Source organism: Candidatus Pelagibacter sp. HIMB123, from assembly GCF_052048195.1.
In the GTDB taxonomy this organism is placed as follows: Bacteria; Pseudomonadota; Alphaproteobacteria; order Pelagibacterales; family Pelagibacteraceae; genus Pelagibacter.
This window is the reverse complement of the sequence record NZ_JBNAIL010000028.1, coordinates 1-21,192: the sequence shown is the minus strand read 5'-3', so window position 1 is coordinate 21,192 and position 21,192 is coordinate 1. Positions and strand designations below refer to the sequence as shown.

28 protein-coding genes and 1 riboswitch are annotated in these 21,192 nt (G+C 27.8%); of the genes, 22 read left to right on the top strand and 6 right to left on the bottom strand.

The annotated features are described in order from the left end of the window. The 7 genes from ACTTBL_RS06450 to ACTTBL_RS06420 all read left to right on the top strand — a co-directional run. Positions 1–292: dihydrofolate reductase family protein (locus ACTTBL_RS06450; RefSeq protein WP_440644109.1), on the top strand; the 292-nt coding region annotated here is incomplete at its 5' end. 5 nt (positions 293–297) lie between these two features. Continuing rightward, positions 298–891, top strand: coding sequence for a riboflavin synthase (locus ACTTBL_RS06445; RefSeq protein ID WP_440644108.1), 594 nt, complete (start codon positions 298–300; stop codon positions 889–891). Next, positions 878–1,978 carry a 3,4-dihydroxy-2-butanone-4-phosphate synthase gene (ribB, locus tag ACTTBL_RS06440; protein WP_440644107.1) on the top strand — a complete coding sequence of 367 codons (1,101 nt, stop codon included), beginning with the start codon at positions 878–880 and terminating at the stop codon, positions 1,976–1,978. Before ACTTBL_RS06445 ends, ribB begins: the two co-directional genes overlap by 14 nt. Further along, positions 1,978–2,367, top strand: a complete 390-nt coding sequence (gene ribH / locus ACTTBL_RS06435; RefSeq protein ID WP_440644106.1) for a 6,7-dimethyl-8-ribityllumazine synthase — start codon at positions 1,978–1,980, stop codon at positions 2,365–2,367. Before ribB ends, ribH begins: the two co-directional genes overlap by 1 nt. Beyond that, positions 2,364–2,768 (top strand): transcription antitermination factor NusB, encoded by a 405-nt coding sequence (locus tag ACTTBL_RS06430; RefSeq protein ID WP_440644105.1) that lies wholly within the window; start codon positions 2,364–2,366, stop codon positions 2,766–2,768. The genes ribH and ACTTBL_RS06430 overlap by 4 nt, the downstream gene beginning before the upstream one ends. Next, on the top strand, positions 2,761–3,720 hold the full coding sequence (thiL, locus tag ACTTBL_RS06425) for a thiamine-phosphate kinase (protein ID WP_440644104.1): 960 nt from the start codon (positions 2,761–2,763) through the stop codon (positions 3,718–3,720). Before ACTTBL_RS06430 ends, thiL begins: the two co-directional genes overlap by 8 nt. Before the next feature lie 78 nt (positions 3,721–3,798). After that, a complete protein-coding gene (locus ACTTBL_RS06420; protein WP_440644103.1) occupies positions 3,799–5,904 on the top strand; it encodes a sodium-translocating pyrophosphatase in 2,106 nt (701 codons plus the stop codon). Here ACTTBL_RS06420 and bamE read toward each other — a convergent pair. Continuing rightward, entirely contained in the window at positions 5,891–6,376 is a 486-nt protein-coding gene (gene bamE / locus ACTTBL_RS06415; RefSeq protein WP_440644102.1) for an outer membrane protein assembly factor BamE domain-containing protein, read from the bottom strand. The two genes, ACTTBL_RS06420 and bamE, sit on opposite strands and share 14 nt — an antisense overlap. Between bamE and ACTTBL_RS06410 the strand changes: the two genes are divergently transcribed. The 6 genes from ACTTBL_RS06410 to ACTTBL_RS06385 are packed head-to-tail and all read left to right on the top strand — an operon-like array spanning position 6,375 to position 8,894. Beyond that, a complete protein-coding gene (locus ACTTBL_RS06410; protein WP_440644101.1) occupies positions 6,375–6,842 on the top strand; it encodes a ubiquinol-cytochrome C chaperone family protein in 468 nt (155 codons plus the stop codon). The genes bamE and ACTTBL_RS06410 overlap by 2 nt on opposite strands. A 2-nt stretch (positions 6,843–6,844) precedes the next feature. Continuing rightward, on the top strand, positions 6,845–7,027 hold the full coding sequence (gene rpmF / locus ACTTBL_RS06405; RefSeq protein WP_023853776.1) for a 50S ribosomal protein L32: 183 nt from the start codon (positions 6,845–6,847) through the stop codon (positions 7,025–7,027). Positions 7,028–7,046: 19 nt separating this feature from the next. After that, positions 7,047–8,048, top strand: coding sequence for a phosphate acyltransferase PlsX (gene plsX / locus ACTTBL_RS06400; protein WP_440644100.1), 1,002 nt, complete (start codon positions 7,047–7,049; stop codon positions 8,046–8,048). Between the two features lies 1 nt (position 8,049). Beyond that, positions 8,050–8,349: an integration host factor subunit alpha gene (locus ACTTBL_RS06395; RefSeq protein WP_440644099.1), complete on the top strand. Its 300-nt coding sequence runs from the start codon at positions 8,050–8,052 to the stop codon at positions 8,347–8,349. Further along, entirely contained in the window at positions 8,342–8,725 is a 384-nt protein-coding gene (locus ACTTBL_RS06390; RefSeq protein WP_440644098.1) for a MerR family transcriptional regulator, read from the top strand. The genes ACTTBL_RS06395 and ACTTBL_RS06390 overlap by 8 nt, the downstream gene beginning before the upstream one ends. Continuing rightward, a complete protein-coding gene (locus tag ACTTBL_RS06385) occupies positions 8,703–8,894 on the top strand; it encodes a 50S ribosomal protein L33 (protein ID WP_440644097.1) in 192 nt (63 codons plus the stop codon). Before ACTTBL_RS06390 ends, ACTTBL_RS06385 begins: the two co-directional genes overlap by 23 nt. Here the strand turns inward: ACTTBL_RS06385 and ACTTBL_RS06380 are convergent, their stop codons facing one another. After that, positions 8,895–9,185 (bottom strand): chorismate mutase, encoded by a 291-nt coding sequence (locus ACTTBL_RS06380; protein WP_023853781.1) that lies wholly within the window; start codon positions 9,183–9,185, stop codon positions 8,895–8,897. An 88-nt stretch (positions 9,186–9,273) separates the two neighbouring features. Here ACTTBL_RS06380 and ACTTBL_RS06375 point away from each other — a divergent pair, with 88 nt between their 5' ends. Next, a complete protein-coding gene (locus tag ACTTBL_RS06375; RefSeq protein ID WP_440644096.1) occupies positions 9,274–10,254 on the top strand; it encodes a COX15/CtaA family protein in 981 nt (326 codons plus the stop codon). A gap of 29 nt (positions 10,255–10,283) precedes the next feature. Here ACTTBL_RS06375 and ACTTBL_RS06370 read toward each other — a convergent pair whose 3' ends face one another. Further along, positions 10,284–11,612 carry an O-acetylhomoserine aminocarboxypropyltransferase/cysteine synthase family protein gene (locus ACTTBL_RS06370; protein ID WP_440644095.1) on the bottom strand — a complete coding sequence of 443 codons (1,329 nt, stop codon included), beginning with the start codon at positions 11,610–11,612 and terminating at the stop codon, positions 10,284–10,286. A gap of 1 nt (position 11,613) precedes the next feature. Continuing rightward, positions 11,614–11,680: riboswitch (SAM riboswitch) on the bottom strand. A 143-nt stretch (positions 11,681–11,823) separates the two neighbouring features. Here ACTTBL_RS06370 and rplM point away from each other — a divergent pair. The 7 genes from rplM to ACTTBL_RS06335 are packed head-to-tail and all read left to right on the top strand — an operon-like array spanning position 11,824 to position 17,060. Then, the gene (gene rplM, locus ACTTBL_RS06365; RefSeq protein WP_440644094.1) at positions 11,824–12,282 is read left to right on the top strand and encodes a 50S ribosomal protein L13; all 459 of its coding nucleotides are present in this window, start codon (positions 11,824–11,826) and stop codon (positions 12,280–12,282) included. A 1-nt stretch (position 12,283) separates the two neighbouring features. Beyond that, entirely contained in the window at positions 12,284–12,721 is a 438-nt protein-coding gene (rpsI, locus tag ACTTBL_RS06360; RefSeq protein ID WP_440644093.1) for a 30S ribosomal protein S9, read from the top strand. Positions 12,722–12,754: 33 nt separating this feature from the next. Further along, positions 12,755–13,777 (top strand): N-acetyl-gamma-glutamyl-phosphate reductase, encoded by a 1,023-nt coding sequence (gene argC / locus ACTTBL_RS06355; protein ID WP_440644092.1) that lies wholly within the window; start codon positions 12,755–12,757, stop codon positions 13,775–13,777. Beyond that, the gene (locus ACTTBL_RS06350; protein ID WP_440644091.1) at positions 13,774–14,001 is read left to right on the top strand and encodes a hypothetical protein; all 228 of its coding nucleotides are present in this window, start codon (positions 13,774–13,776) and stop codon (positions 13,999–14,001) included. The genes argC and ACTTBL_RS06350 overlap by 4 nt, the downstream gene beginning before the upstream one ends. Then, positions 13,998–15,290, top strand: a complete 1,293-nt coding sequence (locus ACTTBL_RS06345) for a homoserine dehydrogenase (protein ID WP_440644090.1) — start codon at positions 13,998–14,000, stop codon at positions 15,288–15,290. Before ACTTBL_RS06350 ends, ACTTBL_RS06345 begins: the two co-directional genes overlap by 4 nt. Next, positions 15,290–16,192: an AEC family transporter gene (locus ACTTBL_RS06340; protein ID WP_075504661.1), complete on the top strand. Its 903-nt coding sequence runs from the start codon at positions 15,290–15,292 to the stop codon at positions 16,190–16,192. Before ACTTBL_RS06345 ends, ACTTBL_RS06340 begins: the two co-directional genes overlap by 1 nt. Before the next feature lie 16 nt (positions 16,193–16,208). Then, positions 16,209–17,060 carry a DMT family transporter gene (locus ACTTBL_RS06335; RefSeq protein WP_440644089.1) on the top strand — a complete coding sequence of 284 codons (852 nt, stop codon included), beginning with the start codon at positions 16,209–16,211 and terminating at the stop codon, positions 17,058–17,060. Positions 17,061–17,605: 545 nt separating this feature from the next. Here the strand turns inward: ACTTBL_RS06335 and ACTTBL_RS06330 are convergent. After that, positions 17,606–17,884, bottom strand: a complete 279-nt coding sequence (locus tag ACTTBL_RS06330; RefSeq protein ID WP_440644088.1) for a methylated-DNA--[protein]-cysteine S-methyltransferase — start codon at positions 17,882–17,884, stop codon at positions 17,606–17,608. Positions 17,885–17,964: 80 nt separating this feature from the next. Between ACTTBL_RS06330 and ACTTBL_RS06325 the strand changes: the two genes are divergently transcribed. Continuing rightward, complete coding sequence (locus ACTTBL_RS06325) at positions 17,965–18,918, top strand: site-specific integrase (RefSeq protein WP_440644087.1); 954 nt, start codon at positions 17,965–17,967, stop codon at positions 18,916–18,918. A gap of 52 nt (positions 18,919–18,970) precedes the next feature. Here the strand turns inward: ACTTBL_RS06325 and ACTTBL_RS06320 are convergent, their stop codons facing one another. Beyond that, positions 18,971–20,242: a nucleotide sugar dehydrogenase gene (locus ACTTBL_RS06320; protein ID WP_440644086.1), complete on the bottom strand. Its 1,272-nt coding sequence runs from the start codon at positions 20,240–20,242 to the stop codon at positions 18,971–18,973. A 74-nt stretch (positions 20,243–20,316) separates the two neighbouring features. Further along, positions 20,317–21,192, bottom strand: an 876-nt coding sequence (locus tag ACTTBL_RS06315) for a hypothetical protein (RefSeq protein WP_440644085.1), incomplete at its 5' end; no start/stop codon positions are given.

Here is a 21,192-nt window from a genome sequence, read left to right as displayed (position 1 = left end):
AATTAAATCTCGAATTGATCGAAATAACAGATTTGACATTAAATTAATTTTGAAAAAATTACATAATTATGGATGCAGAAATTTACTAATTGAAGGAGGAGATAAATTAACAAGTTCACTGATTAAGAATAAAATTTTTAATAAATTTTATTTGTATAAAAGTCCAAAAAAACTCTCTAAAAACTTCGAATATTTGAAATTTAGTAGTCAAAATATATTAAATCAAAAATATAAAACAAAAATTAATCTAAATCTCAATTTACGAAAAGACAGAATAACACTATATAGTTAGAAAAAATGTTTAATGGAATAATTTATAATCAAGGTACTATTACTAAAATAATTAAAAGACCTAAAGGTCTTAACATTTTTGTTAAAAGTAATGTTAAAGTATCCAATAAAGACATTGGTTTATCTGTTGCGTGTGATGGTGTTTGCCTAACTTTAATTTCATATAAATCTAAAATTATGGAATTTTACCTTTCTAATGAAACAATAATTCGATCAAAATTTGAATTTTTAAAAATAAAAGATAAAATAAATTTAGAATTACCTTTAAAATATGGGACAAAAATTTCAGGTCATATTTGTCAAGGACATGTTGATACTGTTGGTAAAGTATTAAGTATCAAAAAAATCGATAAATCATTTCTCTTTGACTTTGATTTACCTAAAAAGGAAAGAAAACACTTAATAGAAAAAGCATCAATCTGTGTTAATGGTATTTCTCTTACAATTTCAAAAGTAACTAAAAAAGGTTTCCAAATTTGGATTATCCCTCACACGTATAAAGAAACGAATTTATCAACTTTAAAAAAATCTAGTTTAGTCAACATAGAGATAGATATCTTGTCTAAATACGTTAGGAATTATTTTAATGGAAAAAAATAATTTTGCTTCAATTGAGTCAATTATAAGCGTAGCCAAAAAAGGTGGTATGTTTATTTTAGTAGATGATGAAAAAAGAGAAAATGAAGGAGATTTAGTTATTTCAACATCAGACTCAAATGCAAAGAATATTAACTTCATGGCAAAATACGGGCGAGGCTTAATTTGTTTAGCACTTGATTCAATTCAAGCAAAAAAATTAAATTTATCTTTAATGTCTCCAGTAAATCAATCAAGAAACAAGACGGCATTTACAATTTCTATTGAGGCAAAAAAAGGAATAACAACAGGCATATCTGCTAAAGATAGAGCGAAAACAATCAAAATTGCTTCAAAAAAAAATGTAAATAAAAATGAGATTGTTTCACCTGGTCACGTGTTTCCAATTATAGCGAAAGATGGTGGTGTTCTTGTTCGAGCAGGTCACACTGAAGCTTCAGTTGATATATCTAAATTAGCAAAAAAAAATAACTCTGCTGTAATTTGTGAAATTATGAATGAAGATGGAACAATGGCTAAAGGTCAGGATTTATTCAATTTTGCAAAAAAACATAAATTAAAAATTGGAAAGATAGAAGATCTGATCGCATATAGACTAAAAAAAGAAAAACTTATTAAACTTAAAAAACAAAGCAAGATTGATGTAAAAAATCAAAAATACAATATTAGAATTTATGAGAATCTTTTAGATGGCTCAGAGCACTTCGCATTAATAAAAGGCAAAATAAAAAAAGATATTACTCCAAGAGTAAGAGTAATTTCATCCAATGTCGTCCAAAACTATCTAATAAATCAATCACTACCAAATTCATTTAACAAGACTTTAAATTATTTCAAAAAATATCAAAATTGCGTTTTAGTTTTTATCAAAGACTCAAATTTAAAATCAGTAACTCAGACTTTAAAAGATTATAAAAACAAAGATTTTTATAAAAAGGGAAATGACAAGTTAATAAGAAATTATGGTATTGGAGCTCAAATTATTAAAGACTTAAAAATTAAAAATATGATATTAATCACCAAATCACCAAAAAAAGTTATTGGTCTTGATGGTTATGGTATAAAAATTACAAAACAGGAATTAATTTGATGAAAAAAAAATATTTAATTGTCGTAGCAGATTATTATAAAGATATTGCTGATGGATTAATAAGCAGTGCTTTAAAAATAATTCCAAAAAAAAATATAATAAAAATTATTAAAGTACCCGGTGCTTTTGAAATTCCAGTTACAATCTCAAAAAATTTAAAAAAATATGATGGTTTTTTAGCTTTAGGATGTGTAATTAAAGGTCAAACGCCACACTTTGATTTTATTTCCCAAGCCTCAACAAATGCGATAATGAAATTATCTATAGAAAGTAAAAAACCTATTGGAAATGGAATAATTACCTGTCTAAATATGGCTCAAGCAAGAGCAAGAAGAAAAAAGGGTGCTGAAGCTGCAGAAGCTGTGATTTCAGTTTTGTCTCAACAATGAGAACTCATTTTAATCCAAAAAATAATCCTAGAGTTATAATTATTCAGAAATTATATGGTAAATTTTATAATGAAGATGATAATTTAGATTTTCCAAAACACAGATTTAAAAAATTTATTAAAGATATTGTTTTAGGAACGATAGAAAGAAACGATCTTATTTTAGATGAATTAAATAATAAATTAGGTGATGAATTTGTATTTGAAAAATTAGACAAAGTTTTTCAAACAATTTTAAAAGCAGCCACTTATGAATTTATGTATAAACCAAATTTATCTATTAATATTATTATTAAAGAATATTTAAATTCATCTAATTTTTTTCTTGAAGATTCACAAACAAAGTATCTAAATGCTTTATTAGATAACGTTGGAAAGAAATTAAGATCTAACAATGCATGAATTTGATCTAATAAATAATTATTTTTTTAAAATAGCTAAAAAAAATAAATCTGCTCTTAATCTAAATGATGATGTTTTTTTTGATAAAAAAAGAGGTGTTGTTATATCTGTTGATACATACAATATCGGTACGCATTTTTATGATTTTAAATCCCCAGATTTGGTAATTAAAAAAATATTAAGGTCATCAATTTCAGATATAATTTGTAAAGGAGTAATACCAAAGTTTTATTTTATTTCAGGCTCTGGTAATAAAAAAACATTTACAAAAAATAATTTATATAAAATCGCAAAATCACTTAAATCAGAACAAAATAAATTTAATATTGATTTGTGTGGTGGAGATACAACCTTTTCAAATAAACTAAGTTTTACAATCACCTCATTGGGATATTCAAATAAAATAATTTATCGCAATAAAGCTAAATTAAATGATGATATTTATGTTACTGGAAATTTGGGAGATAGTTATTTAGGACTTAAAGCATTAAGTAATAAAGCTAAATTTAAAAATAAAGACAAATTATTCTTTATAGATAAATATTACAAACCAGAGTTACCTTTAAATTTAACAAAATATTTAATAAAATTTGCTAATTGCTCTATCGATGTTTCAGATGGATTAATTGATGATTTGTCAAAAATGATTAACAGACAAAACTTATCATTTCACTTATTTGAAAATAAAATACCTGTTTCCAATAAATTGAGTAATTTTATTAAAAAACAAAGATTAAATAAAATTAATCTAATTTCTAATGGAGATGATTATCAGGTTTTATTTACTGCAGATAATAAGAAAGCTAGAATCATTCAAAAAGCTTCTAAAACAACTGGAATTAAAATAACTAAAATTGGTAAAATTGTATCTTGTAAAGATAGATCTTTGATATTCGATGAAAAAGGCAAGCAAATACGAGCTAAATCCAAAGGTTATATTCATCGGTTTTAGAAGTTAATCGTTGTCTTTTCTATCTTTTTTTGTATTGTGCGGGCTTAAAAATTTAACAACCAACAACTTAAGGTTAATATGAGCGGAACAGTCGAAACAATACTATTATACACAATTGGAGCTGGTTTATTATCTATCGTTTATGGATTTTTAACTGGTAAAAACATTCTTAATTCAAGTGCAGGAAATGCAAAAATGCAAGATATTGCATCTGCAATTCAAATTGGTGCAAAAGCATATTTAGCAAGACAATACAAAACTATTGCTATTGTTGGTGCTGTAGTTTTAGTAATTGTGAGTATTGCATTTAGTCCACTAGTAGGTCTTGGTTATTTAATTGGTGCTGCTCTATCAGGTATTGCAGGTTACGTTGGTATGTTAGTTTCTGTAGAAGCTAATGTAAGAACAGCAGAGGCATCTAGAAAAGGTTTAGCTCAAGGTTTATCCGTTGCATTTAAATCAGGTGCTGTAACCGGAATGTTGGTTGCTGGTTTGGCGCTATTATCTATAGCTGTTTATTATTATATATTATTGAAAACTAATGTTGATGAAAGAGAAATTGTAAATGCTTTAGTTGCATTAGGTTTTGGTGCTTCCCTAATTTCTATCTTTGCAAGATTAGGTGGTGGAATTTTTACAAAAGGTGCAGATGTTGGTGCTGATTTAGTTGGAAAAGTTGAGGCTGGAATTCCAGAAGATGATCCTAGAAACCCTGCTGTAATTGCTGATAACGTTGGTGATAACGTAGGAGATTGTGCTGGTATGGCTGCTGATTTGTTTGAAACTTATGCAGTTACAATTGTTGCAACAATGGTGTTATCTTCAATTTTCTTTGTTGGTGATCTTAATATGATGATTTACCCATTATCTATTGGCGCTGCATGTTTGTTAACATCTATTATTGGAACTTTTTTTGTTAAACTTGGTAAAAGCAATAATGTTATGAATGCTTTGTATAAAGGATTTGTTGTTTCTGCTTTAGCATCTTTAGTAATATTATGGCCTGTTACAGATCACGTAATTGGTTTTGCAAATGAATATACAGTAAACGATAAGACTTTTAATGGAATGGATCTATATTATTGTGGTGTTATAGGGTTAGTTATTACTGGATTATTAATCTGGATTACAGAATACTATACAGGAACAAGTTATAGACCTGTTAAATCTGTTGCATTATCATCTACCACTGGTCATGGTACAAACGTTATTCAAGGTTTAGCTGTTTCTATGGAAGCAACTGCTATTCCTGCATTAATAATTGTTGCTGGTATACTTATTACAAATTCTATTGCTGGACTTTTCGGTATTGCTATCGCGGTGACTACTATGCTTGCTTTAGCAGGTATGGTTGTAGCTTTAGATGCATATGGACCTGTTACGGATAATGCTGGTGGTATTGCAGAAATGTCTAACCTTGATAAAAAAGTTAGAAAAACTACTGACGCTTTAGATGCTGTAGGTAACACTACAAAAGCAGTTACTAAAGGTTATGCAATTGGTTCAGCTGGTCTAGGTGCATTAGTTTTATTTGCTGCCTACACAGAAGATATAAAACATTTTTCAAAAGAAGCAGGATCTGCATTAGAAGGTATTGTGGTTACTTTTGATTTATCTAATCCTTACGTGGTAGTTGGTTTATTAATTGGAGGAATGTTACCTTATCTTTTTGGTTCAATGGGAATGCAAGCTGTAGGTAGAGCAGGTGGAGCTGTTGTTGTTGAAGTAAGAAGACAATTTAAAAAATTTCCAGGTATAATGAAAAGAAAACAAAAACCTGATTATGCTAAACTTGTTGATTTATTAACAGTAGCAGCAATTAAAGAAATGATTATCCCTTCATTACTACCCGTTTTGTCACCGGTAGTTCTTTATTTCATTATTTTATCCATTGGAGGTCAAGTTGCTGCTTTAGCTTCTGTCGGTGCTATGTTGTTAGGAGTTATTATAACAGGATTATTCGTTGCTGTTTCAATGACAGCAGGAGGTGGAGCATGGGATAATGCAAAAAAATATATAGAAGATGGAAATCATGGTGGAAAAGGATCTGAGGCCCACAAGGCAGCTGTAACAGGTGATACAGTTGGTGATCCTTATAAAGATACAGCAGGCCCAGCCGTTAATCCTATGATTAAAATAACTAATATAGTTGCTTTATTATTGTTAGCAGTTATTGCTGGGTAATTTTTCTACGTTTTTTGGCCCTCTGTCCTAGAGGGTCATTAATCTTTTGTCTCATACTAGACATAAAATCATATATAAATGAGTTTTTTTTAAATCCTGATTTAGTTGTAGCTTCTACAATTTTGATATTTTTCATATCGTCTTTATTATAAAAATTTTTTTTTTGTAAAATACCAAAATTGTCAATTTCTAAAACTAAAACATCATTCTTAAATATTTTCATTTTACCCAAATTACTCAATTTTGATTGGGTTTGTTTTCTTTCTATATAAATCCAAACATCATTATCAAATTTACTTGTTGTCGAAGGATTTCCTAAAATCTTTTTAATATCATTTTTGTTAGTTTCATTGACTATTAATTTAGCTTGTTTTATTTCTAGGTAAGGTACTCCATGATGTTTAACAACGGGTTTAAATGAACAATTAGTAACTATTATTGAAATAAAAAATATATATAATAATTTGTACATGAATAATAAATATCTTAATGTTTATAACAATTTAATAAATTTCACTAGAAATAAAGATTTATATAAAAATCTTAACAGAGAAGATAACTTTTCTGATCGATTAACCCTTTTTTTGCTGCATTTTTCATTTTTTCTAAAAAATTATAAAAATGAGGAAAACAAGAAAATTCTACAGGAAATTTATGACTATAATTTCAGACAACTAGAATTGAGTATTAGAGAAATAGGTTATGGAGACCAGTCTATTAATAAAAAAATGAAAGATTATATAAATTTATTTCATTCAATGGTTTCTGAAATTCATTTCTGGGATGATTTATCAAAGTCGGATAAATTAAAAAAAATTTCAATTTTTTTAGGCGATTTTCAAAATAATCAGGAATTACTAGAATATTTTGATATTTTTAACTCAAATTTATCAAAAAAAACTTTGAATTCTTATTTAAAAAGTGTAAGTAAGCCTTAATTATGGCTGTACCAAAACGAAAACAAACCCCTTCCAGAACAGGGATGAGAAGAGCTCAAACAATGAAATTTTCAACTAAAAATATAGTTGAAGATAAAAAATCAGGTGAATACAGGTTATCTCATCATTTAGACCTTAAAACTGGTATGTATAAGGGAAGACAAGTTTTAGACCCAAAAGAATAATATATTATAATCAATTAAAATGTCAGATTTGATTAAAATTGCAGTAGATGCAATGGGTGGTGATGGATCACCAAAAAAAATAATAGATGGTATTATTTTAAATCATTCTACTAATAAAAATAATTTTTTTAAAATTTTTGGGGACAAAAATAAAATAGATCCATTAATTAGAGGAAAAATACCTGCAGAATTTTTTGAATTAATACATACAGAAAAAAAAATTGAAAGCACTGATAGTCCTCTAGAGGGCGCAAAAAGAGGGAAAAATACTAGTATGTGGCTTGCCATTCAAAGTGTTAAAGATAAAGAAGCAGATATAGTTATATCAGCAGGTAACACAGGTGCATTGCTAGTCGTATCGAAATTGAATTTAAAGATGATAGAAAATATAGACAAACCAGCATTATCTGCTTTATGGCCAAATAAAAAGGGTATGAGCGTTGTATTGGATTTAGGTGCCAACATCGAATGTAGTTCTAAAAATTTATCAGACTTTTCAATTATGGGAGCTTCTTTATATACTTCACTTTATCCGAATGAAAAACCAAACGTAGCATTATTAAATATCGGTTCAGAAGAATTAAAAGGAAATGAGACTATCAAAGAAACTTATCAATTATTAAATGAAAAAAAATCAGATAATTATAACTTTGCTGGTTACATTGAGGGAAACCATCTTATGGACGGAGAGGTTAATGTAATAGTTTCAGACGGTTTTACAGGAAATGTTGCTTTAAAAACAGCAGAGGGTACAGCGAATTTTATAACCAGTGAATTAAAAAATGCGATGACAGGTACATTAATAGGTAAAATTTCATCTTTATTAAATATATCAAACTTAAGGAAATTTAAAAAAAGACTAGATCCAAGATTATATAATGGAGCTATTTTTATCGGATTAGACTCTCCAGTTGTCAAAAGTCATGGAGGAACTGATTATATTGGATTTTCAAACTCGCTAGATGTTTGTCATAGAATTGTAAAAGGTAATTTGATAGAAAAGATCAAGCAAAATATTTAATATGAGAATAAATTTAACTAAAAGAGACTTAGTTAATTTAGTTTATATGCAGCTTGGTTTTTCAAAACAAATATCAGAAAATTTAATTGAAGATTTTTTATCAACGATCGTATCTAATATTAAAGATGAAAAAAAATTAAAATTATCTAAATTTGGTACTTTTTCTATAAGACAAAAAAAATCTAGAATTGGAAGAAATCCCAAGACAAAAGAAACAAAAGTAATTTCTAGCAGGGATGTTGTTTTGTTTAAACCATCAAAAGAATTTAAAGAATTTGTTAATTTGAAGGATAATGGATAAATCAGATAGTGCTTATAAAACTATTGGAGAAGTAGCTAAAATATTAAATCTTAAATCAAATAATAAAGGAAATTTACCAACACATGTCATAAGGTTTTGGGAAACTCAATTTAAACAAATTAAACCAAAGATTTTGAATTCAAATAGAAGATATTATGATGAGAAGACAATAAATCTTCTTAAAAAAGTAAAATTTTTACTTAAAGACCAAGGTATGACGATAAATGGTGTAAAAAAAATATTAAATAATGAAGATTCTTTAAAGCTTGACGAAATTGCAGATAAATCTATAAGAACTGAAAATTTAAGAAATAAGTTATTAAAAATTTCAAATAAATTAAAAGAATTAAAAAATGGCAAAAAAAACACACGTTAAAGTAAGAATGGTTCCAGAGGCAAAACCTGATAGCCCTTACTTCTATTATGTAAAAAAACCTGCTGGAGGTGAGAAGGCCAAAGTTAAACTTTCAGCAAAGAAATACAATCCAGATACTAGAAAGCACGAAACGTTTGTGGAAAAAAAGCTTCCACCACACAGTAAGTAATTATTTTTTCTTAAAGTTTCTCTTTTCGTAATCGATATAAGACAAAATCATATTTTTCCATATTCGATTAGTAATTTTAGGATCAATCTTTAGTTTTTTAGATTTTGAGTGAATTTTTTTAAGTATAAAATTGATACGCTTTTTATCTACTATTTCTTTTTTAAATTCTTTAAGCTTTAAAACTTCTTTTACAAGATTTGTTCTGTATTTAATCAAGGATAGCAACTTATTATCCAACTTATCTAATTTAGATCTTATTATTTCTAATTTTTTTTTGTTTTTAGGCGACATTTAATTTATTGGTTTAATTAATAATTATTATATTTATCTAATCATGTACAGTCAGAATTATTCTTTAAATTCTCAATTAAAAATATGGATGATCACTTTATTATTGATGATCGTGCTTATAATTTTAGTTGGGGGCCTAACCAGATTAACTGACTCTGGCCTTTCTATTACTACTTGGGAACTTTTTGTTGGTACATTACCCCCTTTAACAAATGACAAATGGATAGAATATTTTAATCTTTACAAAGCAATTCCAGAATACAAAGAGCAAAATTTTAATATGACTTTAAATGAATTTAAAATTATTTTTTGGTGGGAATGGGCGCATCGTCAATTGGGGAGATTAATTGGTTTGACTGTGCTTTTACCCATGATCTATTTTACAATTAAAAATGGTTTTTTGATTTTAAAAGAATATTCAATAATTTTTTTCTTGGTGTGTTTTCAAGGATTTATTGGATGGTACATGGTTTCAAGTGGTTTAGTTGAGAGAGTTGATGTTAGTCATTATAGATTATCACTACATTTATTTATAGCTTTTGTAATTTTATCTATAGTTTTTTGGAAATTTTTAAAACTCACAAATATAAAAACTAATCAAGTAAATATTCAATTAAACTCTATTAAATTCTTTTTTGTATTGTTGTTTTTACAATTAATAATTGGAGCATTTGTTTCTGGGATGGATGCAGGAAAAATTTATAATACTTGGCCCTTAATGGGCTCATCATATTTCCCAGATGACAGTGTAATCAATGATTTGTTTAATCTTACTGTGTTTGATGATCAATCACTTGTTCAATTTATTCATAGAAATTTAGCATATTTAATTGTCATAATATATTTTTACATGCTTTATTTTGTTTTAAAAAATGGAAATAAAAATTTAAGAACTCCAATCTTCATTATTGGAATTTCTTTATTGTTTCAAATTGTTTTGGGAGTTCTTACAATTTTATCTGGAGTAAAAATGCTTTATGCATCTGTACACCAGATAAATTCTGTTTTTATAATACTTTCAACTTTGTATTTTCTTTATATTACAAAATATAAGGAGAATGTTTATTAGTTTCTATTCGTAGACATATGAACATTAAACTAACTAACAGCTTTTAAATTACCTTTAGAGGATTTATCTAAAGCTTGATCTAAATCATCAATAATATCATCTATGTGTTCTAGACCTATGCAAAGTCTCACATACCCTGGTGTTACACCAGCTGCAGTTAGTTCATCTTCTGTTAACTGACTGTGTGTAGTTGTAGCAGGGTGAATAGCTAGACTTCTTGCATCACCAATATTAGCAACATGGTAAAACATTTTTAAAGATTCAATAAACTTTTTTCCAGCATCTATTCCTCCAGCTAATTCAATACCAACTAATGCACCATTTCCATTTTTTAGATATTTTGTTGCACGACTTGATATTTCCTTCTCATGTTCTGTAGCGTAAATTACTCTATTAATTGCTTTATGTTTTTTTAAGTAATCAACTACTTTAGCCGCGTTTTCACAATGTTGTTTCATTCTTAAAGCAACAGTCTCTAAACCTTGAATTACTCCAAATGCATTATCAGGTGATAGGGCAGAACCAAGATCTCTAAGTAATGTAACTCTTGCTCTAACTGCAAAAGATACATTTGCTCCTGTTAATTCTGGTACTGCTTTACCCCAAACAACACCACCATAACTAGCATCAGGTTCGTTAAATAATGGTTGCCTTTTAGCATCTGCAGTCCAGTCAAAATTACCACCATCAACTAGAGCGCCACCAACAACTGTTCCATGTCCAGCTATATACTTTGTAAGTGAATAAACAACTACTGCAGCACCATGTTCAATTGGTTTGCAAATAACTGGTGCAGCTGTGTTATCCATTATTAATGGTATATTATGTTTTCTACCAATATCAGAAACTTCCTTGATTGGAAAAACCCTTAAATATGGATTTGGTAATGTTTCGCCATAAAAAGCTCTTGTTTTGTCATCAACAGCTTTCTCAAAGTTTTTAGGATCTGAAGGATCAGCATACCTAACTTCAATTCCAAGTTTACTCAAAGTGTGTGTAAACAAGGATACAGTTCCACCATATAAATCCGTTGAACTAACTATGTTATCACCAGTTTGTGCAACATTTAAGATTGCAAAAGTAGATGCCGTTTGTCCTGAAGAAACCGTAAGACTTGCTAGACCACCTTCAAGGGCTGACAATCTTTTTTCTAGAACATCATTAGTAGGATTCATGATTCGAGTGTAAATATTTCCAAACTCTTTTAGTGCAAAGAGATTTGCTGCGTGCTCTGTACTATTAAATTGATATGATGTTGTTCTATATATTGGTACAGCCACAGAATTTGTTGCTGGATCGCTTCTATAGTCACCACCGTGTATGGCTATAGTTTCTGGATTATTTCTTTTTGTGCTCATTTTACTCCTTTTTTAGTGCTTTAACTTTATGTAAGGCGCACAATACAGTTCAAATGCCTACCAATTTGTAATGTTGTGAAAAATTCCTTTTTAGCAGTTATAAGCCCGCAATAGGATCAAATCGGCAGGTAATTTCTAGCATATAAGCTAAATAATTCAAGCTAAATATAAAATTGACTTTGTAATTATTAATAGTATTAATCCTCGCACAATGACAAAATTCACTAAAAAAGATCAATTAGCTTCATCTTGGTATGAAATAGATGCAAAAAATGCAGTAGTTGGAAGATTAGCAACTATTGTATCTAATATAATTAGAGGAAAAAATAAAACAACATATACACCTCATATGGATGATGGTGACTTTGTTGTAGTTAAAAATATTGAACAAGCAAAATTTACTGGAAAAAAATTTCAGGATAAAAAATATTACAGACACACTGGCCACCCAGGTGGAATTAAAGTTACAACGCCAGAAAAACTTCATGATAAAAAACCTGGAGAAACTTTAAAAATGGCTGTTAAAAGAATGTTACCAGGCGGAGTACTGGGAAGAAAACAATTAACAAAATTAAAAATATACGCAGGTAATGAGCATCCTCATTCTGCACAAAATCCGACTGTAATAGAGTTAGATAAATTAAATAGTAAAAATATAGCTAGAAACTAAGATGGAAAACACTCAATCAGCACCAAAATCTCCAAAATTAAAATTAGATTTTAAAGACAGTAAATACGCTACTGGCAGAAGAAAAACATCAATTGCAAAAGTTTGGTTAAAAAAAGGTTCTGGTAAAATTTACGTAAATGGTAAATTATTTAGTGATTATTTTGCTGACGAAACTCATAAAATGCAAATTACAAGACCTTTTGAAATTATTAATCAGGCTACTGATTACGATGTAAGATGCAGTGTAAAAGGAGGAGGACCTACTGGCCAAGCAGGGGCTATGGTTCATGGAATTTCAAAAGCTTTAGTATTATTTGATGAAAATCTAAAAGCCACTTTAAAAACAGAGAAACTTACTACCAGAGACTCAAGAGCAGTTGAAAGAAAAAAACCTGGTAGAAGAAAAGCTAGAAGAAGCTTCCAATTCTCTAAAAGATAATTTTTTTTTAATTTTTAACTGTTATAATAAAAAATGCCTAAGCTTAATGCATTAGTTGCTGGATCAACTGGATATATTGGTGTTCAATTAATTAAATTATTAGTTAAACACAAATATATTAATATTAAATACCTTTGTGGAAACTCTTCTGTGGGTAAACACGTCAAATTTTACGATAAATCTTTATCTAAATATAAATTACCAAAAATTTTAAAATTTAATAAAAAATTATTAAAAGACGTTCATATTGTTTTTACAGCACTTCCAAATGGGGAAGCACAGGATATATCCAAACATTTAAGCAAAAATCATACTTTGATAGATCTTGCTGCAGATTTTAGATTAGAAAAAGCTTCTGATTATTTAAAGTGGTATAAACAAAAACATCGAGCAACTAATTTAATAAAAAAAAGTATTTATTTACTTCCTGAAATTAATAGAAAAGAGATTAAAAAATATAATATTATTTCATGTCCAGGATGTTATCCAACATCAATATTGCTTCCTCTATTTCCTTTATTTAAGAAAAATTTAATTAAATTAAATAATATAATAATTGATTCAAAATCTGGATATTCAGGTGCTGGTAGAGGAGTTCATAAAAAGTATAAAGATAAAAATCTATATGAATCTTTAAGTGCATATGGAGTTGGTTATCATCGTCATAATTCTGAAATAGATCAAATGTTAAGAAAATTTACTAAGAAAAAATTTGAATTTAGTTTTACTCCTCACTTATCACCAATGTTCAGAGGTATTTTGAGTACTATATATGTTGATTTAGAAAACAATATTTCACAAGCTAAAGTATTAAAAACATTAACTAGTTTTTATCAAAATGAGAGTTTTGTAAAAATATTAAAACCTAACTCTTTGTTAAGTACCAATGAAGTAATAAATACTAATAACTGTTATATTTCTGTGTGCAAATCTAAATATAGTAATAAAATTATCATTCTATCTACTATCGATAATTTGATTAAGGGAGGAGCAGGTCAAGCTGTGCAAAATTTAAATAATAAATTTAATTTCCCTGAAAAGACTGGATTAAAATGAGAAGTTTTTTAATAATTTTTTTTTCGTTAATAATATCTAATTGTTCTTTAAATAAAGATTCTCAGTATTGGACAGAAAATTCTATTGAAACTAAAACTAATCAAAAAAAATTAAATGAAATATTAAAAAAGGCAGACGATATAACATCAATGACATTAGAGGAATATGAGATTTATATAGATGACTATACAAAAAAGAGTAAATATCCAGATATAAGTAAATGAGTAAATTAATTAATATTGCTGTAATAGGGCTAGGCCAAGTAGGTAACTATTTACTAAATGAATTAAATACCAAAAAAAGTGATATTGAACTTAAAACAGGAAAGAAAATAAGAGTAGTTGCTGTATCTGCTAGAAATATTAATAAAAAAAGAAAATTTAAAGTTAATAAAAAAATATTTTATAAAAATCCTTTAGAAATTTTTAAGAAAAATAAAATCGATATACTATTTGAGGCCATAGGTTTGTCAGATGGAATTTCTAAGAAAGTTGTAGAAACTGCTTTAAAAAGTAAAATCCATGTTGTTACGCCTAATAAAGCCTTAATATCAAAACACGGAAATGAGTTAGCAAAACTCGCAGAAAAAAATAAAGTTAATTTGGAATTTGAAGCATCAGTTGCAGGAGGTATCCCTATATTAAGATCTATTAAAGAAGGATTAGCAACAAATAAAATATCAAAGGTTTATGGAATTCTTAACGGCACGTCAAATTACATTTTATCTGAAATGGAAAATTCAAATGAAAATTTTGCTGACGTTTTAAAAAAAGCACAGATACTTGGTTATGCCGAACCTGGTAATCCTAAATTGGACTTAAACGGTTTTGATGCATTTGCCAAAGTAAGAATTTTATCTGCTTTAGCATTTAATAGTAAAATTTCAAAACATAAATGCTTAATGGAAGGAATAGAAAAAATCGAATTAAAAGATATTAAAATTGCAAATCAATTAGATTTAAGAATAAAGCTTCTTGGTATTTCTGAGTTAAAGAATAATCAACTTTTTGAGACTGTTCATCCATGCTTAGTTAGTAAAAAATCCTATATAGGTAATGTAAATGGTGTAATGAATGCAGTTATCCTGCAAGGTAAACCAGTTGGTGAAAGTGTATTACAAGGTGAAGGAGCAGGACCTGGCCCTACATCATCATCATTACTTTCTGATTTGTTATCTATTTTACGTGGTAATATAAAGAAACCTTTTGGTGTTACTGTTTCAAAGCTTAAATCTTTAAAACCATACAATGTAAAAAATTACGTTAATTCATTATATTTAAGGTTTGAAGTAAAAGATAAACCCGGTGTATTATCTCAAATAACTAATCGTCTAGCTAAATATAAAATATCTGTAAAAAGATTGATTCAAACACCTGATAAGAAAAACAACAAAGCAACAATTGTTATAATTACACATAAAACATCGGAAATTAACTGCCATAATTGCTTATCGATATTTAAGAAAAACAAAAATATATTAAAAACTCCAACTTTAATTAGATTGCTTGGTTAATGGAAATTTATTTAAAACTTTTTGAAGTTTTATTTCCAGTTTTTTTTATAGTTGGTATTGGATACTACTTAGGTAAAAAAAATCCAAACTTTGATAACTCTTTTATAACCAGTTTTGCTTCAAATGTAGGTACACCAGCTATGGTTATTTACGCTATAACCTCAACAGGTATATCTTTCGATATTTATGCTAGTTATTTTATTTATTACTTAATAGCAATTATTGGTTTTACTTTAACTGGAATAATAATTTTATACTTATTAAAAACTAAAGACATCATAAGAGAGGTGCCAGTTTTTATCTTGCCAAATAATGGGAATATGGGCATACCGATATGTCTTTTTGCGTATGGTTCTCAAGGTCTTGGTATTGCTGCATCTATATCTTCATTAATCATTTTACTACACTTTACTCTTGGTGTTTTTCTTGCTGATAGAAAATTTGATTTTAAAATTTTGATTAAAAATCCACCTTTTTATGCAATAATTTTTTCTGTTGGTTTTTTGTATTTTGATCTAGAAATGCCAAAGGCTATCATTAATCTTACTGAGCTGTTAACTTATACTGCTATCGTTTTAATACTTATGTCTTTAGGTATAGCATTAACAAAGTTAAAAGTATTTTCTCTAACTAACTCAATAATTTCTTCAATTGGAAGAGTAATAATTGGCCCAATAATTGGTTTTATCATAATAATATATTTTGATTTATCAGGGTTTGGTGCAGGTGTTATATTAATTCAATCAGCCATGCCTAGTGCAATATTAAATTATCTTATTGGTTCAATGTATTCACCTAAGGAAATAGTTGATAACATCGCGAGCACCATTGTTGTCTCTACATTAATGTCGTTTATTACAGTTCCGCTTGTTGTATTCTTTGCTTTAAAATACTTCTATTAAGAGATATCCTTCTTTTATGAAGGCTATAATTTTAAACGCATCTGCCTGGATGATTGTTCCTGTTATGGATGCTTTTGCTAAGTATTTAAGCTCATCTATGGATGTATTGCAGATTACATGGGCTAGGTACTTTTTTACTGTAGTCTTTACGTTGTCCTTAATGCTTATCTTTTATAGACAATCATTAGTTTGGACAAAAAAACCAGCACTTCAATTAATAAGAGGATTAATTTTTGTTTTTTCTACTTACTTATTTTTTTATGCAATATCCGAAATTTCTCTTCCAAAAGCTTTAACCTTAGCTTTTGTCGCTCCAATTTGCGTTACAGCTTTATCTCCATTTTTTTTAAATGAGAAAGTAGGGGTGAAAAGATGGACTGCTGTATCATTAGGATTTATTGGAACTTTAATTGTAATTAGACCTGGCTTTATTGAGCTTAATTTGGCTACAATGGCAGCTTTAGGTAATGGAATTTGTTATGGATTTTACCTTATAATCACAAGAAAGCTCAGCACCTCTGATAACCCGCTCTTAACGCTTTTACTCTCAGGTTTGATAGGAACCATCATTATTAGTCTATTTATGCCTTCAGTTTGGGTTAATCCTACTTCAAATCAATGGATTTTAATGGCCTTAATCGGCCTTATAGCCTCTGTAGCGCATCTTTTCCTTATATTATCACTCAAATACGCTGATGCCTCTAAATTAGCTCCTTTGGGCTATACAGAGATTATTACAAATATACTCATTAGCTACTATTTCTTCCATGAGCTACCTGATAATTGGACATATTTAGGACTTTTCATTATTGTTCTTAGTGGCTTATACATTTCTAGAAGAGAATATTTGCTCGCTAAGCCTAAATAATAGTAAATAAATAAGCACTATTATATAATCTGATACATTAATATTTACCTATAAAGTATTGTAATTGTTAAATAATTTTATTATATAATAAATCATAAAAAACATATTATTAATAAAAAAAATTAAATATATCAAAAATTAAAGAAGTAATTTCAAGACTTACGAGTGAAAAAAGAAAAATATGACATGTATAAAAATGTAAAATTAGCAATATGCATCAGAAGTGTTTAATATCAAGGGTTTTAAAGGGTTATGAATTTATATAATTGAAATAAATTTTAAAATAGATGAATAGGGTGGTAGAAATTACGATAAAATTGATAAGATTTTGGGCATTAAATTAGCATTGATATCATTGAAAACTAGAGCAATGCAGTTACAGAATATATGTTTTAAACGGCCATAGAGGTGCTTTATTTAAGCATATCTTCATATATAGTACAACTGAAGGGTGCAAAATACTATTTATGCTAAAATAACCTAAAAAATTAAAAAAAAGTTGATTTTACAAGTGTTTAAGACCATAAAATAGTCTCAAAAAGACGCTAAATGTCAACTTTTTCAGATCTCAATAAACGCAGCTTTGTTTTAATTCCGCCTTGTCCTGAGTATCCACCAAGGCCTCCATCGGACCGAATTACTCTATGACAAGGTATTTTTGGGGCATATGGGTTTTTTCCACACGCATTTGCAACAGCACGAGCTGATTTAGGTTTTTTTATAGCAATTGCGACCTGTTTATAGGTTTTTACTTGTCCTTTTGGTATTGTTTTTAGATATTTCCAAACTTTCTGCTGAAATTTAGTTCCTTTAAGTAACTTCATGATTATTAATTTATCTTATTGACATTAGAATTCACTTAATATATTACTAACGATAATTAATTGTTATCAATAGTAATCATATGAATGAACTAACAACAGACCTAAAAACACTTCAAGAGGCAACTTTAAATAACCTCAAAAGCTCTAAAGCAAATAATACTCTAAGAGCTTATAAGTCGGATTTCAAAGACTTTGGAACTTTTTGTGCAAAACATGGATTAAATTCATTGCCAACAGAGCCAAAAATAGTTTCATTGTACCTCACCCATCTTTCTAAAATCTCAAAAATTAGCACTTTAAGACGAAGACTGGTTTCAATAAGTATGGTTCATAAGCTGAAAGGGCATTATCTCGACACTAAACATCCAATCATAGTTGAAAATTTAATGGGAATAAGAAGAGTTAAAGGTAGCATTCAGAAAGGTAAAAAACCTATATTAATCAATCATTTAAAATTAATTATTAATGTAATAAATCAACAAAAAACTGAGGAAATAAAAAAACTTAGAGATAAATCGTTAATCTTAATTGGCTTTGGAGGTGGTTTTAGAAGAAACGAACTGATTTCAATTGATTATGAGGATTTAGAATTTGTTCCTGAGGGACTAAAAATCACTATTAAAAGATCAAAAACTGATCAATTCGGAGAAGGAATGATTAAAGGCCTACCCTACTTCGATAATAAAATTTATTGTCCTATTACAAATCTAAAAAAATGGTTAGAAATTTCGAAAATTAAGTCTGGACCTATTTTTAGAAGATTTTCTAAAGGTTTATTATTAACAGATAAAAGATTAACTGACCAAACTGTAGTTTTATTATTGAAACACTATTTAAGTTTAGCAGGAATAGAAAATAAAAATTTTTCAGGTCACAGTTTAAGATCAGGTTTTGCAACTGTTGCCGCAGAATCAGGAGCAGATGAAAGAAGTATAATGGCAATGACAGGTCATAAAACAACTCAAATGGTAAGAAGATATATTAAAGAGGCAAATATATTTAAAAATAATGCACTAAATAAAATAAAATTTTAGAGTCAAATGGAAGTTTAAGAAAATTAAAACAAAAGAATTAGATCAACAATAGTTAACTAGTTGTATTGTCACCGATTCTAATAATTTTCGAATCTTTAACACTATAAATATATCTAAATGGATCAATAATAATTGAGTTTTTGGGATATTTAAATTTTATAAAGTCAGGGTGTTTAGTGCCAATAAAGAAAACATGAGAGATTTTATTGTTAGTCCAGTTATATTTTTCACAAACAGCTTCGTATTTTTCATCAATATATGGATCCCAAGAAAAAACTTTTTTTTGTTTTTCTAATAAAATATTTTTTAATAATAAAGAAGGACTCCCTAAAATTAAATTAGTTTCTGGCTTAAAAGTTTTTCCCAAAATATTAATTTGTCTATTTTTAGAATTTTCAATTATTAAATTAGCAAGCCATTCAGATTGTTTTTCTCTTTGCATCATTATGCTATCAAACCAATCATAAGACAGTTTTAATTTTTGAGATAGGTGACTTAAAGCAATATTATCTCTTGGATGGCAACCTCCACCATCACCCATACCACCAGTCATGTATGCACTAGAAATAAGTCTTCTTGTAGCAAGTTTTAAGCCATTTGTTACTTCATCTATATTTGTATTTGGTAAATGATGACAAGCTTCCATAATTGTATTTACAAATGAAATTTTTGTTGAAATCATAGTATTATATGAAACTTTAATTAATTCTGCATTTTCTATAGTAGTTTTATAAAATGGAGAATCGCATATTGTTTTATAAAATTTTTGTGCTGTATCTGCTGCTGCTTCATCATCAACACCAAAAAGAATAAATTCAGGATATAAAAAATCTCGAATAGTTGATCCCATTGCGATAAAAAAAGGATTATAACAAAGCTTAGTATGATTGCCTAAAAGAGGCTTTATATTAGATCTAATGGTTCCCGGCAAAACAGTTGAAATAATAATAACTACTTTATCTTCACCATTTTTTTCTATAGCTGCCGAAAGATCCTTAATACCATCTATAAGATAGGAATAATCAAAATCTATTCTTTTGTCAGGAATTCGAGTAACGCCTTCATATTGTGGTTCATGTGGAGTTTGAATTGGTACAAAAATTATCTCAGAATTTTTAACCAATTCATTAATGTTATTTATTTCTAATTTTGTTTTAGGCAAATATTTATCTACCCATTCCTCGCGATATCTAATTTTCCTATTTCTGATATCATCTATTGTTTGTTTAGAGATATCATAACCAAAAACCTTATGACCCTTGCTTTCAACTGCTAAACTCACTGGTAAACCTAATTTTCCAAGTCCTAAAAAACCTATATTCATAACTAATCACTTATAATTTTAAAAAAAAAAGTCAAATTTTTTTGTTATTAATATTTAAAAGTAAATACATTGAATTATACAATATTTTTTCTAAGAGGATCATTCTTTAAGATATATTTCAAAATATTTGAATTTAGTTTTACATTTTTAAGATAAAATTTATAGTTATTAGAAATTTTTATAATTTTAGAAGCAATATTTTTTAAATCACTACTTCTTTCGAAAGATTTAAACTTCATTATTTTTTTCATAAAGATTGTTCCAGATGGAATTACTACAGGTATTTCATTTGCAATGCATGAGTACATGGTACCAGATGTTACTTTATTAATCTCATCAGAACTATGAATAATTGGCATTATATTTATTTTTTTTAAGATATTTCTAAAAGCATTATAGTCACAATATTTCTCAATTATTTTAATATTTTTTTTCTTTTTAGATAATAAGTATAATTTTTTTTTAGTTTCAGCTAAGTCTTCTGCAATTTTTGAAAATTGAATTAAATAATTAAAAGATTTCTTTTTTTCTAATATGTTTATTAATTCTGGTAAATACTGAAAACCCCTTGCCCTTCTGGCGTCACCTACATAACCTATGGTAAGTTTTTTTTTACCATGTTTCCTATTATAGAATGTCCATGGTATATTAGATTTAAATATACCTTTGTGAGTGTCGGAGTTTTTTAAAAATAATTTATAATTAAAATCACTCCAAAGATAAATGAACAATTTTTTATTGATCAATTGATTTTTAAGCTCATTAAGGAAATAGAAAAAACCTTTAAATTTAATTTTTGGTGGGAGCATAACCCTTATATGAAATTTAGGATGATTTTTTTCAATTTTTGATAAAAAATTAATTAGTGCAATATCTTTACGTCTTGCGGTTTGAAAAAAGATGTGATCGTTAGGTTTTAAATTTAATTTTTTATAATTTTTATAGAAAGA

Bases quoted from the DNA above. Each gene is read 5' to 3' on its own strand.
- ACTTBL_RS06320 (WP_440644086.1), bottom strand. From the start codon at position 20,242: ATGAATATAGGTTTTTTAGGACTTGGAAAATTAGGTTTACCAGTGAGT.
- rpsI (WP_440644093.1), top strand. From the start codon at position 12,284: ATGGAAAACACTCAATCAGCACCAAAATCTCCAAAATTAAAATTAGAT.
- ACTTBL_RS06380 (WP_023853781.1), bottom strand. From the start codon at position 9,185: ATGTCGCCTAAAAACAAAAAAAAATTAGAAATAATAAGATCTAAATTA.
- ACTTBL_RS06345 (WP_440644090.1), top strand. From the start codon at position 13,998: ATGAGTAAATTAATTAATATTGCTGTAATAGGGCTAGGCCAAGTAGGT.
- ACTTBL_RS06340 (WP_075504661.1), top strand. From the start codon at position 15,290: ATGGAAATTTATTTAAAACTTTTTGAAGTTTTATTTCCAGTTTTTTTT.
- ACTTBL_RS06410 (WP_440644101.1), top strand. From the start codon at position 6,375: ATGAATAATAAATATCTTAATGTTTATAACAATTTAATAAATTTCACT.
- ACTTBL_RS06370 (WP_440644095.1), bottom strand. From the start codon at position 11,612: ATGAGCACAAAAAGAAATAATCCAGAAACTATAGCCATACACGGTGGT.
- ribH (WP_440644106.1), top strand. From the start codon at position 1,978: ATGAAAAAAAAATATTTAATTGTCGTAGCAGATTATTATAAAGATATT.
- ACTTBL_RS06420 (WP_440644103.1), top strand. From the start codon at position 3,799: ATGAGCGGAACAGTCGAAACAATACTATTATACACAATTGGAGCTGGT.
- bamE (WP_440644102.1), bottom strand. From the start codon at position 6,376: ATGTACAAATTATTATATATATTTTTTATTTCAATAATAGTTACTAAT.
- ACTTBL_RS06390 (WP_440644098.1), top strand. From the start codon at position 8,342: ATGGATAAATCAGATAGTGCTTATAAAACTATTGGAGAAGTAGCTAAA.
- rpmF (WP_023853776.1), top strand. From the start codon at position 6,845: ATGGCTGTACCAAAACGAAAACAAACCCCTTCCAGAACAGGGATGAGA.
- argC (WP_440644092.1), top strand. From the start codon at position 12,755: ATGCCTAAGCTTAATGCATTAGTTGCTGGATCAACTGGATATATTGGT.
- plsX (WP_440644100.1), top strand. From the start codon at position 7,047: ATGTCAGATTTGATTAAAATTGCAGTAGATGCAATGGGTGGTGATGGA.
- ACTTBL_RS06335 (WP_440644089.1), top strand. From the start codon at position 16,209: ATGAAGGCTATAATTTTAAACGCATCTGCCTGGATGATTGTTCCTGTT.
- ACTTBL_RS06445 (WP_440644108.1), top strand. From the start codon at position 298: ATGTTTAATGGAATAATTTATAATCAAGGTACTATTACTAAAATAATT.
- ribB (WP_440644107.1), top strand. From the start codon at position 878: ATGGAAAAAAATAATTTTGCTTCAATTGAGTCAATTATAAGCGTAGCC.
- ACTTBL_RS06350 (WP_440644091.1), top strand. From the start codon at position 13,774: ATGAGAAGTTTTTTAATAATTTTTTTTTCGTTAATAATATCTAATTGT.
- thiL (WP_440644104.1), top strand. From the start codon at position 2,761: ATGCATGAATTTGATCTAATAAATAATTATTTTTTTAAAATAGCTAAA.
- ACTTBL_RS06395 (WP_440644099.1), top strand. From the start codon at position 8,050: ATGAGAATAAATTTAACTAAAAGAGACTTAGTTAATTTAGTTTATATG.
- ACTTBL_RS06375 (WP_440644096.1), top strand. From the start codon at position 9,274: ATGATCACTTTATTATTGATGATCGTGCTTATAATTTTAGTTGGGGGC.
- ACTTBL_RS06430 (WP_440644105.1), top strand. From the start codon at position 2,364: ATGAGAACTCATTTTAATCCAAAAAATAATCCTAGAGTTATAATTATT.
- ACTTBL_RS06330 (WP_440644088.1), bottom strand. From the start codon at position 17,884: ATGAAGTTACTTAAAGGAACTAAATTTCAGCAGAAAGTTTGGAAATAT.
- rplM (WP_440644094.1), top strand. From the start codon at position 11,824: ATGACAAAATTCACTAAAAAAGATCAATTAGCTTCATCTTGGTATGAA.
- ACTTBL_RS06325 (WP_440644087.1), top strand. From the start codon at position 17,965: ATGAATGAACTAACAACAGACCTAAAAACACTTCAAGAGGCAACTTTA.
- ACTTBL_RS06385 (WP_440644097.1), top strand. From the start codon at position 8,703: ATGGCAAAAAAAACACACGTTAAAGTAAGAATGGTTCCAGAGGCAAAA.